Here is a 16,594-nt window from a genome sequence, read left to right as displayed (position 1 = left end):
CCCAGGACCGCATGACCCCACACGATACTTCCGTCCCGCCCCGCCTGCTCCTGCTGCTGCGCGAACTGGCGCTGGCCCTGCTGCCCACGCTGGTGATCAACCTGCTGTGCGCGCTGGCCGTCACCTACCTGCTGCGCATTGGCGGCAGCTTCTATGAAAACCTGCAGGTATCGATGTGCATCGGCCTGCTCGCCATGCTGTTGATCAACGGCAGCCGCCTGCTGCTATGGGGTAACGACGCACCCAACAAGCTGGGCATGCTGCTGGTGATCGTGGTGATGGCACCGCTGGCGGTACTGCTGGGCCGGGTGCTGGCCAGCCTCTTGATGGGCCAGCCCATCCTGAGCCTGGTGCCGGAGCACAGCGACAGCATCATCGCGGTCATCGTGCTGACCTTCCTGGTCTGTTTCGGCGCCACCCTGTTCTTTTGGAACCGCCAGAAGATGGCCGCCCTGGAAGCCCACGCCACCCAGGTCGAGAAGCAGGCCGTGCAGGCCCAGCTGCAGATGCTGCAAGCCCAGATCGAGCCGCACATGCTGTTCAATACCCTGGCCACGCTGCAGTCGCTGATCAGCACCGATCCGCTGCAGGCCGAGCTGATGCTCAACCAGCTGGTGCAATACCTGCGCACCACCCTGTCGGCCTCGCGCGCCGACAGCACCTCGCTGCAAAAGGAATTCGACCTGATCAAGGCCTATCTGGGTTTGATGTCGCTGCGCATGGGCATGCGCCTGTCCTATACCCTGCAATTGCCGGAACACCTGGGCCGCCTCAGGCTGGCACCGATGCTGCTGCAGCCCCTGGTCGAAAACGCCATCAAGCACGGCCTCGAACCCAAGGTCGACGGCGGCAACTGCACCGTGCGCGCCGCCGTGCATAACGACATGCTGGTCCTGAGCGTGCTCGATACCGGTGCCGGCCTGCCCACCAGCATCAGCCTGAACCAGCCACCACCGCAGAAGGAGCCGGTGATCGGCATGCATTTCGGCCTGGACAATATCCGCGAACGTCTGGTCACGCTCTATGGCCCGCTGGCCGAACTGATCATCACCCACAACGTCCCGGCCGGCGCCATGGCGCAGATCACCATCCCGCTGAAGGCACTCAAGAGCGCCCACCGCACCACGCGCCACAACCGCGCCCTGGATGCCTAAAAACCTTGTCTGAAGAATCCTTCACTCTGGAGCCATCATGGCCGTCCCTACAGCGCTGATCGCCGAAGACGAACCCCTGCTGGCCCAGGCGCTCCGGCAGGCACTGGCCCAGGCCTGGCCGGCACTGCCACCGCCGCAACTGGCGGCCAATGGCATCGAGGCGCTGGAGCTGACGCTGGCGACCCTGCCCGATGTGCTGTTTCTGGATATCCGGATGCCCGGACTGAGCGGGCTGGAAGTGGCGGCGCAACTGGGGGAGGAATGGCCGGCGCAGCGGCCTTTCCCGCTACTGGTGTTCGTGACGGCCTATGACGACTATGCGGTGCAGGCCTTTGAACGCGCCGCCGTCGATTACCTGCTCAAGCCGGTCACCCGCGAACGCCTGGCGGTGACGGTCGGGCGCCTGCAAACCCTGCTGGCCCAGCGCGCCGCCAGCAGCCAGGAGGCCCACCTGGAGCACGCCCTGGCGCAGTTGCGCGCGCTGGCCCTGCCCGCTCCCGGCGACAAACCACCCCGGCTGGACTTCATCCGCGCCGCCGTGGGCAGCCGGGTGAGGATGATCCCGGTACAGGACGTGTTGTACTTCGAAGCCACCGACAAATACGTCAACGTGGTCACAGCCGAGGGCGAGGCCCTGATCCGTACCAGCCTGCGGGAACTGATCCCGCAACTGGACCCGCAGCAGTTCTGGCAGGTCCATCGCGGCATCGTGGTCCAGGCCCATCAGATACAGGCCGCGCAGCGCGACGAAGCGGGCAAGCTGTGGCTCACCCTGCATGGCCGACCTGACGGCCAGCGGCTGCCGGTGAGCCGCCTCTTCGCCCATCTGTTCAGGCAGATGTAATCCCGGCCAGTACCGGGAATATCAACGACCGATCAGCGGCCGATCAGCGCCCGTAGTAATAACCCGGGCCGTAATAAGGACGGTAATAGTGCGGTTGCGGCGGTCCGGCCGGCACCACCACGCAGGCCGAGAGGGTTGCAGCCGCCACGCTGGCGGCGACGACCAGTTTGATCAGTCGATTCATGATTGCGCTCCTTTTTCTTGTCCACCCCTGCCTGCATGGGGCCGGGAATGTTTACCTGACCCGGCACGCTGCCAAGTCATGGGCGCAGATTGCCAGCCGCCCCTCCTGACAGGTAATTCCCACCCGTATCTTGTGTAACAAGAAAAGTGTCTCCCAGGACAATCAGCCTGATCGCCAAGCTGGACCATGCGTTGTCTCCCGGCAAAAAATCTGGCCCTGGCAGCCGCAAAGCCCGTTGAAATCGGGCACGTGCGGTAAAATGCTTGCCATCTGAATAAACAGGCATTCCTCCGATTCATCTCATGAGCAACGAACTGAAAAACGGTCACACCCCTGCCCCCACCACCAATTTCCTGCGCGGCATCATCGAATCCGATCTGGTTTCCGGCACCTACGCCGAGCGCAGCAACGGTCAGGGCGAGGCCCTGCCGCAGGTGGTGACCCGTTTTCCGCCCGAGCCCAACGGCTACCTGCACATCGGCCACGCCAAGTCGATCTGCCTGAACTTCGGCCTGGCCGCCGACTACGCCGGCCGCTGCCACATGCGTTTCGACGACACCAACCCGGAAAAGGAAGAGCAGGAGTACGTCGACACCATCCTCGACTCGGTCAAGTGGCTGGGCTTCTCCTGGGAGCACGACGGCAAGTCGCACCTGTACTACGCCAGCAACTACTTCGACGTCATGTACGCCTGTGCCCAGGCGCTGATCCGCAAGGGCCTGGCCTATGTGGACGAGCAGAACGCCGAGCAGATGCGCGAGAACCGCGGCACCCTCACCGAACCCGGCAAGAACTCGCCCTGGCGTGACCGCCCGGCCGAGGAGTCTCTGCGCCTGTTCGATGAAATGCGCGACGGCAAGCATCCCGACGGCTCCCTGATCCTGCGCGCCAAGATCGACATGGCCAGCCCCAACATGAACCTGCGCGATCCGGCCATCTACCGCATCCGCCATGCCACCCACCACAACACCGGCGACAAGTGGCGCGTCTACCCGATGTACACCTTCGCGCATCCGATCGAGGACGCCCTGGAAAACATCTCCCACTCCATCTGCACCCTGGAGTTCGAAGACCAGCGCCCCTTCTACGACTGGCTGCTGGAGCAACTGGCCGAGGAAGGTTTCTTCAAGAAGCCGCTGCCGCACCAGTACGAATTCGCCCGCCTGAACCTGACCTACATCATCACCAGCAAGCGCAAGCTGCGCCAGCTGGTCGATGAAAAGATCGTCGCCGGCTGGGACGACCCGCGCATGCCCACCATCGTCGGCCTGCGCCGTCGCGGCTATACCCCGGAAGCGATCCGTCTGATGTGCGACCGCACCGGCGCCTCCAAGAACAACAGCTGGATCGACTTCAGCGTGCTCGAAGGCGCACTGCGCGAAGACCTCGACCCCAAGGCCCCGCGCGCGGTGGCCGTGCTGCGTCCGTTGAAGCTGATCATCGACAACTTCCCCGAAGGCGTGTCCATCGATTGCAGCGCCCCGGTCTATCCGCCGGCGCATCCGGAACACGACACCGCCCACCGTCACTTCCCCATCACCCGGGAACTGTGGATCGAACGCGAAGACTTCATGGAAGTGCCGACCAAGGGCTACTTCCGCCTCTTCCCCGGCAACAAGGTGCGCCTGCGCTATGGCTACGTGGTCGAATGCACCGGCTGCGACAAGGACGAGCACGGCAACGTCATCGCCGTCCACTGCAACTACTTCGAAGACAGCAAGAGCGGCACCGAAGGCAGCTCCAACTACAAGGTCAAGGGCAACCTGCACTGGGTCAGCGCGGACCACGCCCTGGCCACCGAAGTGCGCCTGTACGACCGCCTCTTCTCGGACCCGCATCCGGATGCCGGCGGCAAGGACTTCCTGGCAGCCTTGAATCCGAACTCCAAGGAAGTCATCACCGCCTACCTGGAGCCGACCCTGAAGAACGCCAAGCCGGGCGAGATCTACCAGTTCGAACGCCACGGCTACTTCGTGGCCGACCGCGTCGACTCGACCGAAGGCCAGCCGATCTTCAACCGCGCGGTCACGCTCAAGGACAGCTGGGGCAAGTAATCCCGGTATTCCGGGGAACCGGCCGCAAGGCCACGCGGGCGGCGCCATGCGCTACGCCGTCCGTGCACGGGAAGGCGCAGCGGCGTGGACAACTCCACGCGGACGAGCAAGGGGAAGGCTCATGTTCGAGCAGATCAAGATCCAGCGCATGTCGATGGCGTCCATCTACAAGCTGCTGGCCATCGGCACCACGTTTTCGCTGGTACCGTTTTCGACCCTGATGGGGGTCTTGTCGTTATTCGGCGCCCAGACCATCACCTGGGACGGCAAGCACCTGATCGGTTATGACGGCCTGATCGCCTCGCCCTTCATCGGGCTGTTCCTCTCGGGCTTCATCACCCTGTTCCTGGGCACGCTCTGCACCATCGGCCTGTGGCTGTATTCGCTGTGGCGCCCGCTGTCGTTGCGGGTGGAAGCAGTGGACAACCTGGACATCGACAAGCTGATCCGCGAGAGCGAGGAAGCCATGGCAACACGCGACTGAAACGCTGCAGGTGCCTGCCGCACCTGAAGCGCCCAAAGCGCCTCAAGCGCACAAGGCACCTCGAGCACCTAAAGCGCCATCTGGAAGATCTTCCTCAGAAGATCTTCATCCACCGCAGGAAGGCCACGGTCGCCACCCCCAGGCCACCCATGAGCCCCATCACTATCCAGAACGAGGTCTCGTCATGCAGACCCGGCAGACCTGCCACGTTCATCCCGAAAATCCCCGACACCAGCGTGGCCGGCATCAACAGCGCGGTCAGGATCGAGAGCGCCATCAGGTTGCGGTTCATCTGCTCCGACATCTGCGACGCGATCTCTTCCTGCAGCAGCTTGGCACGCTCATAGACCGCTTCCACGGTGGAATGCAGTTCATTGAGTTCGTCCAGTGCATGGGTCAGGTCTTCCAGTGCCTCGCGCGGCACCCAGGACGGGCGCAAGCGCTGGAACTGCGCCAGGATGCGGCGTTCCGGCGCGATGAAGCGCCGCAGCTCGGCCAGCTGGCGGCGAATCCCGGAGAGCTCGGCCCGGTCTTCGGCCCGGCGATCCGACAGCACCGAAAACTCGATGTCGTCCACCTTGTCGTTGAGCTTGTCCAGGCGCGCATTGAATCCGTCGGCCAAGCAGCGCAGCAGCTCGGCGAAGAGGTCCATGGGATTGTCGAAATCGCCGCCGTCCAACACCTTCTGGCGCAGCATGTTGGTGGAAATCAGCGGCTGGGTGCGCAGCGTCAGGAGGCGCGTGCGGTCCAGGTAGAAATGCAGCGCCCCCTTCTCGGTACCGGTGTCGCCGATCTCCATCTTCATGTCGGTCAAGGTGCCGTAGACGCTGTCGGGCGTGGCATGCAGGCCCGGATGGGTGTCGCTGCTGAGCAGGAATTCGGTGATGTATTCGGGGATGCCGCTGTGGTGGGCCAGCCATTGCTGGATCTTCACGTCGGCCGTCTTCACGTGCAGCCAACTGAACGCCGGAGTGACCGGATGATCATCGACCACCTCGTTCCAGTTCATCTGGCGCGCACGGCCCTCCTCGAAACGGAAGGAGCAGATGAATCCGGCCGGCTCGTAGAGCAGGTGCAAGGCTTGCGGCGTATCCGGCGGATTGTGCATGAGCGGCCAGTCAGGGAAGAGGGCAATCGAAAACCCCGCATTCTAACGACCGTCTTTGACAGATTTGTGACAGCGCCGTGACGATGCCAGGGCGCGTCCGGGCCGCCTCAGCCGATCAATAGTTGAAGTTGCGATTGGCCCAGGCTTCGCGGGCGGCTTCGCAGACCTTGATCTGGGACTGGTTCATGCCCGATGTGCCGTTGAGTTGGCATTGGTCGGACACCGACTTGGCCTCGTCCATATGCTGGCGGAAATAGGCGTAGTCCTTCTTGCCGGCCAGGGCGTCACAGGCCGACAGCAAAGGAAGGGCGATGCACAGCAAGGCTGGCAGGCGGATGGCGGAGTTCATGCGGTGATTCCCCTGATAAGCGAGCCTGGCAAGAGACCTGGCCCGACGACGTGCAGCTGGCTATCCCGGCCTCCTGCCCGGCCCCCCGGGGCCATGGCGGCGACGCTGCGCTGCAACGCGCCAAAGTATAGACAGCAAACGGAGATTGCTCAACGGAAATTTTCACAAAATCTCCGCCATATCCGAACATTCAGCACGAACAGAACATCAAGGCCGATCGCCCGGAACGGCCCGACCCGAACCGGCCTCTTCCTTCCCGCCCACACGCATTGTCAGGATGGAATCAACCCCGACGCTTGAGCAGCGCATGCAGGATGATCGCCCCGAAGGTGGCGGTACCGATGCCACCCAGCGCGAAGCCGCCCAGCTTGAGGGTGAAGTCGCCCGCGCCCAGCACCAGGGTCACGGCCGCCACGATCAGGTTGGTATTGTTGGAGAAATCGACCTTGTTCTCGACCCAGATACGGGCACCGGACACGGTAATGAGACCGAACACCACGATCGATACACCACCCAGCACCGCCCCGGGGATGGTCAGGATCACCGCGCCGAACTTGGGCGAGAAGCCCAGCAGGATGGCGATCACCGCCGCCACAACGAACACCAGGGTGGAGTAGATCTTGGTCACGGCCATCACGCCGATGTTCTCGGCATAGGTGGTCACGCCGGTGCCGCCGACGCTACCCGAAAGCATGGTCGCCAGGCCGTCACCGATGAAGGCACGGCCGATGTAGCGGTCCAGGTTCTGGCCGGTCATGGCCGACACGGCCTTGATGTGACCCAGGTTCTCGGCCACCAGGATGATCGCTACCGGAGCCAGCAAGGCCATCGCGCTGGCCTGGAACACCGGAGTGGCAAAGTGCGGCACGCCGAACCAGGCGGCATTGGCCACGCTGGCAAAGTCGATCGGCTTGCCCAGGCCCAGGCCATTGGCCAGCACTGCATACAGCACATAGGCCAGCAGCAGCCCGACCAAAATCAGCAGGCGCTGCAGCATGCCACGCGTAAACACGGCGACGAAGCCCACGCACAGCACGGTGGCCAGTGCCATCCAGCTGTCGAAATTGCTGCCCGAGACGCCCTTGACCGCGATCGGCGCCAGGTTCAGGCCGATCACCGCCACCACCGCACCGGTCACCACCGGCGGCATCAGCGACTCGATCCAGCGGGTACCGACGCCGGCCACGATCAGGCCGATCACCGCATACACCGCACCGCAGGCGATGATGCCGCCCAGCGCCACGCCCAGGTTGGCATTGGCACCGGAACCGGCATAACCGGTCACCGCAATGACCAGGCCGATGAAGGAAAAGCTGGACCCCAGGTAGCTCGGCACCCGGCCGCCCACCAGCAGGAAGAACAGCAGCGTACCGACGCCGGACATCAGGATTGCCAGGTTGGGATCGAAGCCCATGAGCAGCGGCGCCAGCACGGTCGAACCGAACATGGCCACCACGTGCTGCACCCCCATGGCCAGGGTCTGTGGCGCAGGCAGCCGCTCGTCGGCGGCGATCACGGCTCCCTGGCCGTCAGTGGTGCTTTGGCGCAGCCGCCATTGGGGGAAATACGAACCCGACATGGAGATCCCTTTCGTTGTGGATTTGTTTTGATTTTGGATAGATAAAACGGGAGCTAGTGTATTGAGCGCGGCCCCAAATAACAATTGCTGCGGCGCGTGGACGCAAAATAAATCCGTAAAAGATTTCGGCATCCACACGACTTGCCGCCAGACGGTGCAAAAAACCTGCGCGCACCATGACGACGCCCCAAAACAGGCCACCGCAGGCCGCGCGTGAAAGCTTTTCAGCCGACCACAAATTCCATTGAACGCCGGACTCCGGGGAAAATGTGATAATCGTGCGGCCCGCCGACGCACCACGGCGCCGGCGGCCACCCTCGACTATGCACTGCACAATGGAGAACCACATGATCCTGGAACTGGCGGACATCCGCATCCAACCCGGCAAGCAAGCCGAATTCGACGAAGCCATCCAGCGCGGCCTGGCGCAGACCATCAGCAAGGCCACCGGCTATCTCGGCCACAAGGTGCAAAAGGGCGTCGAATCGCCGGAGCGCTACCTGCTCATGGTGTACTGGGCCACCCTGGAAAACCATACCGTGGACTTCCGCGAATCGCCCGCCTTTACCGAATGGCGCAGCATCGTCGGCCCCTTCTTCGCCGGCGCCCCGCAGGTGGAACATTTCTCGCTGCTGACCGAATCGGTCTAAGCCCGCCCCCCCCTGATTGTCGGCAGCACCAGCACCACCGCATTGCCCCCCTCTGCAGCGCCTCCAACCGGGGCGCTGCGGAACGTTTGCGACTCGCCCCGGACTAACCGGGCAGACCCAAGAGCATCAACCCAGCATCAACCCTGCATCAGGCCGTACCCGGGCACAGCGCCCTCTTCGCGGCATGTGCCGCCATGACACGAGCACCGGGCAAGACCCGGCGCCAGGAACACCAGGATGACCACTTTGCACCGTCCCGCCCCTCCTCCCCGCCCAGCCTCACCTTCAGCCTCACCCGCGGCCGCCCCCTCTTCCGCCCACGCATTGCGTACCGGTGCCGGCGCCGTCGCCCTGGGCATGCTGCTGACCCTGTCGGGTTGCAACAATTTCAGCGGCGAGGAGCAGCAGCAGGCCGAAGTGGTCGGCGACTTCTACCGCATCCACCTCAAGCACAACGCCCCCGGCCTGCCCTCGGCCGACGAACTCAAGCAGTTCGAACCGCTGGTCAGCCGCTCCCTCTACAACCTGCTGACCCGGGCCGAAGCCGCCGACGCCCGCTACCAGGCCGCCGCCGGCCCGCAGGCGGCCCCCATCGTCGAGGGTGATCTGTTCACCTCGCTCTTCGAGGGCGCCACTTCCTTCGCCGTCCAGTCCTGCGACAGCGAAGCGGATCGCGCCGCCTGCCAGGTGGCCTTCCGCTACCAGCAATCGGGCAGCGACGAATCCTGGAACGACAAGATCCTGCTGGTCCGCGAAAACCGCCAGTGGCGCATCGATGACATCGAATTCATCGGCAACGACCAGTCTTCCCAGCGCGAATACCTCACCGACAACCTCAGCGACGCCATCCAGCAGACCGAATAAGGTGCCGCGGCAACAAACGTGGCACCCGGTCCAGAGCGAGCCGGCACGCCTCGCCAGCCCGCTTTGACGCAGCATTTGCAGCGAATTGGCGGCCTTTTGGCGATGTATTTCGGGCCTTCCTGCCGAGCCGGGAGGCGTAAGCTTGCCACCGGGAATGCTTGTCGATCTGCTCACGCAATCGTTCACATTCCACTGATGACAAGGTAATAACGAAATAACAGATCAACAGGCCGTCGGCCGCATGCCCCTCTACCATGCACGCGACCACGGCACAGGGAGAATCAGATTGAAGCGGATCGGTACGACACTCTTCGCCGCCGCCAGCCTCTTGCTGGCAGCGTGCACGGCCAATGAAGACGGCAAAGCCAAGGAATTGGTCACGGAGTTCTACCAGGCCCACGCCTCGGCCAGGCCCGTTGGCGCGCTGACGCTGAAGGAACTGATCACCTTCCGCAGCTTCCTGTCGGTGTCGCTGTTCGACCTGCTCAAGGATGTCTCGGTCGCCCAGGAAGCCCGCACCGCCCAGGCGGCCGCCGACCTGGCCGCCGATCCCGATGCCGAGCCGCTGCCGCCCCTGGTACAGGGCGACCTGTTCACCGGCAACCCGAATGGCGCCTCGACCTTCCGAGTGGTTCAGTGCGAAGCCCAGGAACGTGAAGCAACCTGCACGGTGGAACTGATCTTCAGCGATGCCAAGCTGCAATCCCCGGCCAAATGGACCGACCGCCTGACCCTCTCCCGCGACGCCCGCGGCTGGGTGATCGACAACATCCAGTACGCCGGCGGCAACCCGCCCCTGCGCAGCGGCACCCTGCAGGATCTGCTGCGCAAGGTGCTCAAGCGCGATACGCCGGCCTTGCAGTAACGCCGCCATCCAGGCCCTCGGCATCGATCGAGAAAGCCTCGGCAATCCCGCCGGCCTGCGCGCTGATCACGGCGCGCAGGCCACAAGGCTCTATAATCGCGCGATTCCCATAGAAGCCCGCCGCGATGTCCAATCACACCTTCCTCTGGCACGACTACGAAACCTTTGGCGCCGTGCCGCGCCGTGACCGTCCCGCGCAGTTCGCCGCCGTGCGCACCGATGCCGAACTCAACGAGATCGGCGAACCCATCATGATCTATTGCAAGCCGGCGCCGGACTACCTGCCCGACCCTGTGTCCTGCCTGATCACCGGCATCACGCCGCAGCACTGCCTGGAACACGGCATCCCCGAACACGCATTCGCCGCACAGATCGAGCAGGCCCTGGGCGAGCCCGGCACCATCGGCGTGGGCTACAACACCATCCGCTTCGACGACGAAGTCACCCGCTTCATGTTCTGGCGCAACCTGATCGATCCCTATGCCCGCGAATGGGCCAACGGCTGCGGCCGCTGGGACCTGCTGGATGTGGTGCGCCTGACCTATGCCCTGCGCCCCGACGGCATCCAGTGGCCGACCAAGGAAGACGGCAGCGTCAGCTTCAAGCTGGAACATCTCTCCAAGGCCAATGGCCTGCTGCACGAAGCCGCCCACGATGCCCTCTCCGACGTGCGCGCCACCATCGCGCTGGCGCGCCTGATCCGCCAGCACAACCCGCGCCTGTTCGACTTCGCCCTGGCCCTGCACAAGAAGGAAAAGGCCGCCGCCGAAATCGGCCTGCCGGCGGCCAAGCCCTTCCTGCACGTCTCCGGCATGTTCCCGGTGGCGCAGGGCTGCCTGGCGCTGATGTGGCCGCTGGGCATGCACCCCACCAACAAGAACGAAGTGATCGCCTGGGACCTCGGCTACGACCCCGCCGAACTGGCCGGCCTGGACGCGGCGACCGTGCGCACACGCATGTTCACCCGGCGCGATGACCTGCCTGAGGGCGTCGAACGCCTGCCGGTCAAGAGCATCCACCTGAACAAGTCGCCCATGGTGGTGGGCAGCCTCAAGACCCTCAGCGCCGAACGCGCCGCGGCCCTGGGCATCGACGTCGATACCGCCCTGCGCCATGCCGAACACGCGGCCGCCCTGCCCGACCTGTCGTCACTGTGGCGCCAGGTGTACCAGCGCGAGGGCGAAGACCGACCCGACGTGGACGAAGACCTCTACGGCGGCTTCATCGGCAACGGCGACCGGCGCCAGCTGACGCAACTGCGCGCCCTGGCTCCAGCCGCCCTGGCCGAGGCCAGCATGTCCTTCGACGATATGCGCCTCAACGAAATCCTGTTCCGCTATCGCGCCCGCAACTTCCCCGAGACCCTGCGTCCTGATGAAGCCCAGCACTGGGAAGAGCATCGCGCTGCCCGCCTGTTCGAAGGCGCCGGTGGCGCGCGCACCATCGCCCAGTTGTTCGAACAGATCGACCAGTTGCAGGAGCAGGCAGACGACGAGCGCACCCAGGACATCCTGGGTGCGCTCTACGACTACGCCGAAATGATCGCGCCGGCCAACCAGTAAGGGCGCCGCCGGCTGACCGCTTTATTCTGCGGCGGCCTTGCCCTGCGCCTTGAGCTTCATGATGAAGTCGCGCAGGGCCGGTTGTATTTCTTCGAACAGGGGATGCTTGCGGTTCTTCAGCATCACCTCCGAAAACAGTTTCAGCCCCAGCGCCAACTGCGCGCTGGTATCGCTGTCGAACTGGCCATTGCCGCGCAGGCGACCAACGATACTGAAGATATCGTCATGGTTGCCAGCCTCGAAACTGATGGGCTCATGCAGCGTCTGCCCCTCCGACGCCGTGGCCAGGTGTTCCAGGGTGATGCGGTAGCGATGTTCCTTCATGTTGCTCTCCTTGCTTGCTTCTTTGGGGCTCAGGCCCGCTCCACCGCCACGGCGGCGCGATCGATGATGTCGATGATGGCATGCAGTTCTTCCTGCTGCAGCTTGCCCTTGGCCAGGCGCGTATGCAGCGCCATGCGGAAGTTCTGGACCGCCCGGCGCAGTTCCGGCGAATCGGCATCCGGCCGTTCCTGGCGGCGCAGTTCGAACTTGCGCAGCACCTGCTGCAGTATCTCGGCGTTTTCCTTCTCTTCCAGATGCGCACGGCCCTCGGTGCTGATGGTGTAGAGCTTCTTGCCGCCCTCCTCGCCCTGCACCGAGGCATGGCCCATTTCTTCCAGCAGGGTCAGGGTCGGGTAGATCACGCCCGGGCTGGGGCTGTAGCCACCGCCCACCAGCTGCTCGATGGCCTTGATCATGTCGTAGCCGTGGCGCGGCTTTTCCTGCAACAGGTGCAGCATCACGATGCGCAATGCGCCCTGCTCGAACATGCGCGCACCGCGACCGCCCCCACCGCCACCCTCGCGGCCACGCGGACCGTGGTGGCCGCGATGGCCCTCTTCATCAAACAGGCCGCCGCCATGGTGCGGACGGTCGTGGCGCTGGTGCATGGGGCCGTGGCCCGGCTGGCCGTGGTGGCCGAATAGATGCTTGAACATGGTATTTCCTTCTTGTCGGTTTGCTAAAGGCAGCGACTGACGCACGCTGCGTGTCGATCGATATAACCAAGATATATCTTTATTTTGAATATTTCAAGATATATCTTAATCATATTTTTCATTGCATTTGATCAACACATGAAGCAAAAGGCTTCACCGTCAGGCTGGCGACATTGAACGACCGGAAGAAGTGCTATGTTCTCTCCGGGGCAGCCACTGCCCTGCCTACCACGACAACAGGAGACCCCATGACCCCGACCGCCCCCATCGGCCGCTTTCCCATCCCAGAACTCGACGAGCTTCCCGAGGACATCCGCCAGCGCATCCTGACAGTGCAGGAGAAGTCAGGATTCATCCCCAACGTCTTCCTGGTCCTGGCGCACCGCCCGGACGAATTCCGCGCCTTCTTCGCCTATCACGATGCCTTGATGGACAAGCCCGGCAAGCTCACCAAGGCCGAGCGCGAGATGATCGTGGTCGCCACCAGCAATGCCAACCAATGCCAGTACTGCGTGGTGGCGCATGGTGCGATCCTGCGTATCCGCGCCAAGGACCCCTTGCTGGCCGACCAGGTCGCGATCAATTACCGCAAGGCCGACATCAGCCCGCGGCAAAAGGCCATGCTGGATTTCGCCATGAAGGTCTCGGCCAGCGCCTGGGCGGTCAACGAAGAGGATTTCGCCCTGCTGGGGGAACAGGGCTGGGGAGAGGAGGAAGCCTGGGACATCGCGGCCATCGCGGCCTTCTTCGGCATGTCCAACCGGCTGGCCAACGTGACCAGCATGCGTCCCAATGAAGAGTTCTATCTGATGGGGCGAGTACCCCTGCAATGATGTCGCGCAGACAGGCTCAGCGCCGTCCCGCATGCCAGCGCGCCACCTGCTCCAGGCAGGCGCGCAGGTCACCCTGCACCAATTCGGCGGCGTGCGCCAGCATGAGGTTGCGCGGCAGGCCGAAGTCCTCGATCTGCATGCCCGCGCGGCAGTAACCGGGCTCGCCCTGCGGCACCTGCGCCAGCAGATCCTGCGCCGGCGTGTTGTAGCACCACACCCTCTTGCCACGCCCGACCGCGTAGCCGATCTCGAAGACCGTGCCCGAATCCGGCTCATGGCCGCGAAAGTCGCGCACGTTGGCCACCACGGCATCGGCCGACTCGATCAGGGCTATGTTGATTTCGTAGATGCGCCGGGCGATCTCGGACTTGCTCTCGCCCTGCACCTCGTCATCGCCCGGGCACAGGGCCAGCAAGCCCAGCTCGCCGCACCATTGCTTGATGCGCGTCTTGTGCGCGGCATAGTCGCGCGCGAAGACATCGGGACCGGCGAGGTAGATGCGGGGCTGTCGGGTCATGGTTCATCCTGTGGCTGTATCCGGAGCCGGCAGCTTACGCGAACTAGGAAACCTCTGCCATGTTCTCGGCCCGGTCGAAGTCGGCCGCAAAATCGTCCACCTGCACGCTGAGGTCCCCATAGTGGGCGAAGGCATCCAGCACTTCCTTCTCCTGCTGCGAGATCAGACCGCGCTGCAAAACCAGCGCACTCCAGGCCGGCAGTTCGCGCAGGCTCTGCGGCATCGGCGGCAGGCGCTCTTCCTTGATCTCCGGCTTGAGCCGCTGCTCCAGTTGCTGCACCACGGGCGCCAGTGCAAAGGCCAGTTCGCCGCAGGCCAGCGGATCACCTTCGCCGGGCACATAGGTATCGGCCACCAGCCGGTCACGGCTTGCACCCGGGGTCTGCATGGCCTTGGCCACCAGCGTGCCGAGCAGGTCCGATGGCTTGCGATAAGGCAGTCCCAGCGGGAAGATCAGCACCCGCAGCAACAGCGCCACCGGCCGGTTGGGGAAGTTGTGCAAGGTCTCGACGATGGCTTCCTGCGCCCGGTTCAGGGCATCCTGCACCGACCAGTCCACGTAGGCCTGGTCAGCTTCCTGACGACCTTCGTCCTCGAAGCGTTTCAACACCGCCGACACCAGGTACAACTGCGAGAGCACATCCCCCAGCCGCGCCGAGATACGTTCACGGAACTTGAGCGTACCGCCCAGCACGGCCATGCTGACATCGGTGAGCAAGGCGAAGGCCGAGGACAGGTGGACCACGGCGCGGTAGTAGCGGCGCGTGGCATGCGCCGCCTGGGACGGTGCCGGCAACAGCCAGCCGCCGCTGATGCCACCCACCAGGCTGCGCGCCGCATTGGCCGCCGCGAAGGACAGGTGCGCGAACAGCACGCGGTCGAAGGCCTGCACCGCGCGTTCGCGATCCTCCTCCGAGGCCGCAGCCAGCTCCTGCAGCACATAGGGATGGCAACGGATCGCCCCCTGGCCGAAGATGATCAGGCAGCGCGTCAGGATATTGGCGCCCTCTACCGTGATGGCGATCGGAATCTGCTGGTATACCCGCGCCAGGAAATTGCCCGGCCCCATGCAGATGCCCTTGCCACCGATCACGTCCATACCGTCATTGACCACCATGCGCCCGCGCTCGGTGACGTGGTACTTGGAGATGGCCGAGATCACCGATGGCTTCTCGCCCGCATCCACCGCCAGTGCCGACAGGCGGCGCGTGGCATCCATCATGTAGAGATGCCCGCCCATGCGCGCCAGCGCTTCCTGCACGCCCTCGAACTTGCCGATCTCGATCTTGAACTGGCGCCGCATGGCGGCATAGGCGCTGGTACCGCGCACCGCCATCTTGGAAAAACCGACGCTGGACGACGGCAGCGAAATCGCCCGCCCCGCCGCCAGGCATTCCATCAGCATGCGCCAGCCGCGTCCGACCTGGGCCACGCCGCCGATCACCCAATCCATCGGGATGAAGACATCGGTCCCCTCGGTCGGACCATTCTGGAACACCGCATTGAGCGGCCAGTGTCGACGACCGGTGACCACTCCCGGATGATCGGTGGGGATCAGCGCGCAGGTGATGCCGGGCTCCATCGCATAGCCCAGCAGGCCATGCGGATCGCGCGCCCGGAAGGCCAGGCCCAGCACGGTGGCCACCGGCGCCAGGGTGATGTAGCGCTTGCTCCAGGTGACCCGGAAGCCCAGCGTCTCGCGTCCCTCATACCGGCCCTTGCAGACGATGCCGATATCCGGAATGGCCGCCGCATCCGAACCCGCATAGGGGCTGGTGAGTGCGAAGCAGGGAATCTCCTGCCCCCGTGCCAGGCGCGGCAGGTAGTGATCCTTCTGCGCCTCGGTGCCGTAATGCAGCAGCAATTCGGCCGGCCCCAGCGAATTGGGCACCATCACCGCGATGGCCGCAGCCGAACTGCGCGAGGCCAGTTTCATCACCACCTGCGAATGCATGTAGGCCGAGAACTCCTTGCCGCCGTACTGGCGCGGAATGATCATGCCCAGGAAGCCGCGCTCCTTGATGAACTTCCAGGCCTGCTGCGGCAGGTCCTGGGTCTTCACGCTGGTGTCCCAGTCGCTGACCATGGCGCACAGCTGCTCGACCTCGTGATCGAGGAAAGCCTGCTCCTCCGGTGTCAGGCGTGGCGCCGGCAGCGCGAACAGGCGATCCCAGTCCGGCTTGCCGGAGAACAGCTCGGCATCCCACCAGGTGGTGCCGGCCTCGATGGCATCGCGTTCGGTGTCGGACATGCGCGGCGCCATCATGGCGAACGTGTCCAGCGCCGGCCGCGTGATCAGCGACTGCCGCACCGAGCGGATCGCCACCACCAGGGTCGGCGTAAACAACAGGATCGCCAGCAGCACCCGTACCGGCCAGTCGATATCGACCACTGCGCCGCCCAGGAAGATCAGGACCGCCTCGGCCGCCAGCCAGACCCAGGCGCTGGCACGCGCCATCATCAGCGCCAGTGCGCTTGCTATGAAAACAATGAGCCAGATGATCATGTGTCGCCTCCAGTGTTGTTGTGCTTGTTGCGCACGGGGTGCTGCCAGCAGTGCAGCCAGC

18 protein-coding genes are annotated in these 16,594 nt (G+C 64.2%); 9 read left to right on the top strand and 9 right to left on the bottom strand.

Features of this window, described 5'->3' with window-relative positions; genetic code table 11:
- Positions 1 to 11: 11 nt before the first annotated feature.
- Both BTM36_RS06020 and BTM36_RS06015 read left to right on the top strand, forming a co-directional pair.
- Complete coding sequence (locus BTM36_RS06020; RefSeq protein WP_006464313.1) at positions 12 to 1,154, top strand: sensor histidine kinase; 1,143 nt, start codon at positions 12 to 14, stop codon at positions 1,152 to 1,154.
- Between the two features lie 37 nt (positions 1,155 to 1,191).
- Positions 1,192 to 1,998: a LytTR family DNA-binding domain-containing protein gene (locus tag BTM36_RS06015; RefSeq protein WP_077235573.1), complete on the top strand. Its 807-nt coding sequence runs from the start codon at positions 1,192 to 1,194 to the stop codon at positions 1,996 to 1,998.
- Between the two features lie 43 nt (positions 1,999 to 2,041).
- Here BTM36_RS06015 and BTM36_RS28270 read toward each other — a convergent pair whose 3' ends face one another.
- The gene (locus BTM36_RS28270) at positions 2,042 to 2,182 is read right to left on the bottom strand and encodes a hypothetical protein (protein ID WP_166758282.1); all 141 of its coding nucleotides are present in this window, start codon (positions 2,180 to 2,182) and stop codon (positions 2,042 to 2,044) included.
- 302 nt (positions 2,183 to 2,484) lie between these two features.
- On the opposite strand from BTM36_RS28270, the gene BTM36_RS06010 reads away from it, so the two are divergent.
- Both BTM36_RS06010 and BTM36_RS06005 read left to right on the top strand, forming a co-directional pair.
- Positions 2,485 to 4,236 (top strand): glutamine--tRNA ligase/YqeY domain fusion protein, encoded by a 1,752-nt coding sequence (locus BTM36_RS06010; protein WP_077235572.1) that lies wholly within the window; start codon positions 2,485 to 2,487, stop codon positions 4,234 to 4,236.
- Positions 4,237 to 4,357: 121 nt separating this feature from the next.
- A complete protein-coding gene (locus tag BTM36_RS06005) occupies positions 4,358 to 4,720 on the top strand; it encodes a hypothetical protein (RefSeq protein WP_077235571.1) in 363 nt (120 codons plus the stop codon).
- Between the two features lie 94 nt (positions 4,721 to 4,814).
- Here BTM36_RS06005 and BTM36_RS06000 read toward each other — a convergent pair whose 3' ends face one another.
- The 4 genes from BTM36_RS06000 to BTM36_RS27685 form a co-directional block, all read right to left on the bottom strand.
- The gene (locus BTM36_RS06000; RefSeq protein WP_077235570.1) at positions 4,815 to 5,828 is read right to left on the bottom strand and encodes a transporter; all 1,014 of its coding nucleotides are present in this window, start codon (positions 5,826 to 5,828) and stop codon (positions 4,815 to 4,817) included.
- Positions 5,829 to 5,943: 115 nt separating this feature from the next.
- On the bottom strand, positions 5,944 to 6,177 hold the full coding sequence (locus BTM36_RS05995) for a hypothetical protein (RefSeq protein ID WP_006464308.1): 234 nt from the start codon (positions 6,175 to 6,177) through the stop codon (positions 5,944 to 5,946).
- Between the two features lie 283 nt (positions 6,178 to 6,460).
- Entirely contained in the window at positions 6,461 to 7,756 is a 1,296-nt protein-coding gene (locus BTM36_RS05990; RefSeq protein ID WP_006464307.1) for a solute carrier family 23 protein, read from the bottom strand.
- Positions 7,707 to 8,105 carry a hypothetical protein gene (locus BTM36_RS27685; protein WP_139347086.1) on the bottom strand — a complete coding sequence of 133 codons (399 nt, stop codon included), beginning with the start codon at positions 8,103 to 8,105 and terminating at the stop codon, positions 7,707 to 7,709. The genes BTM36_RS05990 and BTM36_RS27685 overlap by 50 nt, the downstream gene beginning before the upstream one ends.
- On the opposite strand from BTM36_RS27685, the gene BTM36_RS05985 reads away from it, so the two are divergent.
- The 4 genes from BTM36_RS05985 (at position 8,104) to sbcB (ending at position 11,697) form a co-directional block, all read left to right on the top strand.
- The gene (locus tag BTM36_RS05985; RefSeq protein WP_077235569.1) at positions 8,104 to 8,406 is read left to right on the top strand and encodes an antibiotic biosynthesis monooxygenase; all 303 of its coding nucleotides are present in this window, start codon (positions 8,104 to 8,106) and stop codon (positions 8,404 to 8,406) included. The genes BTM36_RS27685 and BTM36_RS05985 overlap by 2 nt on opposite strands.
- Positions 8,407 to 8,643: 237 nt before the next feature.
- Complete coding sequence (locus tag BTM36_RS05980; protein WP_254426942.1) at positions 8,644 to 9,270, top strand: DUF3828 domain-containing protein; 627 nt, start codon at positions 8,644 to 8,646, stop codon at positions 9,268 to 9,270.
- A 286-nt stretch (positions 9,271 to 9,556) separates the two neighbouring features.
- Positions 9,557 to 10,135, top strand: coding sequence for a hypothetical protein (locus tag BTM36_RS05975; RefSeq protein WP_077235567.1), 579 nt, complete (start codon positions 9,557 to 9,559; stop codon positions 10,133 to 10,135).
- A gap of 125 nt (positions 10,136 to 10,260) precedes the next feature.
- Complete coding sequence (gene sbcB / locus BTM36_RS05970) at positions 10,261 to 11,697, top strand: exodeoxyribonuclease I (protein WP_077235566.1); 1,437 nt, start codon at positions 10,261 to 10,263, stop codon at positions 11,695 to 11,697.
- Between the two features lie 21 nt (positions 11,698 to 11,718).
- Here sbcB and BTM36_RS05965 read toward each other — a convergent pair whose 3' ends face one another.
- Together BTM36_RS05965 and BTM36_RS05960 are read right to left on the bottom strand one after the other, a co-directional pair.
- Positions 11,719 to 12,021 carry a DUF3861 domain-containing protein gene (locus BTM36_RS05965; protein WP_006464302.1) on the bottom strand — a complete coding sequence of 101 codons (303 nt, stop codon included), beginning with the start codon at positions 12,019 to 12,021 and terminating at the stop codon, positions 11,719 to 11,721.
- Between the two features lie 29 nt (positions 12,022 to 12,050).
- The gene (locus BTM36_RS05960) at positions 12,051 to 12,677 is read right to left on the bottom strand and encodes a PadR family transcriptional regulator (protein WP_077235565.1); all 627 of its coding nucleotides are present in this window, start codon (positions 12,675 to 12,677) and stop codon (positions 12,051 to 12,053) included.
- Positions 12,678 to 12,925: 248 nt separating this feature from the next.
- On the opposite strand from BTM36_RS05960, the gene BTM36_RS05955 reads away from it, so the two are divergent.
- Positions 12,926 to 13,510: a peroxidase-related enzyme gene (locus tag BTM36_RS05955; protein ID WP_006464300.1), complete on the top strand. Its 585-nt coding sequence runs from the start codon at positions 12,926 to 12,928 to the stop codon at positions 13,508 to 13,510.
- A gap of 16 nt (positions 13,511 to 13,526) precedes the next feature.
- Here the strand turns inward: BTM36_RS05955 and BTM36_RS05950 are convergent, their stop codons facing one another.
- On the bottom strand, positions 13,527 to 14,027 hold the full coding sequence (locus tag BTM36_RS05950; RefSeq protein ID WP_077235564.1) for a nucleoside 2-deoxyribosyltransferase: 501 nt from the start codon (positions 14,025 to 14,027) through the stop codon (positions 13,527 to 13,529).
- 43 nt (positions 14,028 to 14,070) lie between these two features.
- The gene (locus BTM36_RS05945; RefSeq protein ID WP_077235563.1) at positions 14,071 to 16,533 is read right to left on the bottom strand and encodes an acyl-CoA dehydrogenase; all 2,463 of its coding nucleotides are present in this window, start codon (positions 16,531 to 16,533) and stop codon (positions 14,071 to 14,073) included.
- Between the last annotated feature and the right edge of the window lie 61 nt (positions 16,534 to 16,594).

It is taken from the genome of Herbaspirillum sp. VT-16-41 (assembly GCF_001994935.1).
Lineage (GTDB): Bacteria > Pseudomonadota > Gammaproteobacteria > Burkholderiales > Burkholderiaceae_D > Herbaspirillum > Herbaspirillum frisingense.
Note: the sequence above shows the minus strand (reverse complement) of the source record. Positions and strands in the feature narration are given on the sequence as shown.